Origin of the sequence: Inquilinus limosus MP06 (assembly GCF_000767795.1) — a bacterium.
Classification (GTDB): domain Bacteria; phylum Pseudomonadota; class Alphaproteobacteria; order DSM-16000; family Inquilinaceae; genus Inquilinus; species Inquilinus limosus_E.
Window position 1 is genome coordinate 1 of sequence record NZ_JANX01001067.1, and the last position, 963, is coordinate 963.

Below are 963 nucleotides of genomic sequence, written 5' to 3' on the forward strand. Positions count from 1 at the left end.
GCCGGGGATGCGCCAGGCCAGGGTGTCGAAGCCGTGGCAATGGTCGCACAGCGCCGACCAGCGGGCGGCGCGGGTGCCGCAGGCGTCGCACTCCCAGGCCTCGTCCGGCGCCGCGGTCTGCGCCTTGGCCAGCCAGCTGCGTGCCGCGATCGGGTCGTTGCGCTCCGCCGTCTCCAGATCGGCCAGCAGGCGGTAGACGCGCTGCGACGGCCCGACCTGCTCGGCCTTCAAGAGATGGGTGCGGGCGCTGCCCCACAGCTGGGCCGACAGCTCGGCCTCGGCCAGGGTCACGAGGCCGGTCGCCGAATCCGGCCGCAGCCGCACCAGCTTCTCCAGCCGCTTGACCTTCAGGAGCGTGCCCTCGTCGGCCGGCCCCAGCGCGGCATAGGCGCGGGCGATCTCCGCATGCGGCGCGCGGCCCCAGCTCTTCTCCAGCAGGCGCGCGGCCTGGGAGTCGCGGCCGGTCAGCTGCAGCAGATGGCTTTCCTGCAGCGCCGCCGGCACGAAATCCGGCTCCAGCCCCACCGCCTTGTGGGCGAAGTCCAGGGCCTGCGACAGGTTGCCGGTCGATTCCGCCTCGCGGCCGCGCTCGACCAGGATGCGGGTCTTGTAGCGCCGCCCGTCCTCGGCCGAGATCGCCTTGACCCGCACGGAATGGGCCAGGCTCAGCTGGGCATCGGCCCAGCGGTGCTGCGCCACCTCCAGGTCGAAGCAGGCGCGATGGGTCCAGGCCGCGTCCGGCCGCAGCGACCGGGCGCGCTGCGCCATCTCCAGCGCCTGCAGCGAATCCTTGTGGCGCAGCGACTGGTTCAAGAGGCCGCGCAGGCCCAGGAACTCCATGTCCGGCCGGCGCAGCATCGCCTCGAAATAGCGGGTGGCGGCGGTGTCGTCGCCGGCCAGCTGCGCCGCCTGGGCGGACAGCAGCAGGGTCAGCGGCGGCTCGTCCAGCAGCACGTCGGCCTT

The 963-nt window shown here is 73.5% G+C and carries 1 protein-coding gene; it reads right to left on the minus strand.

The genetic code is table 11. The annotated features are described in order from the left end of the window. The coding region (locus P409_RS39800; RefSeq protein ID WP_034849753.1) for a heme biosynthesis protein HemY at nt 1-963 on the minus strand (963 nt) is incomplete at both ends.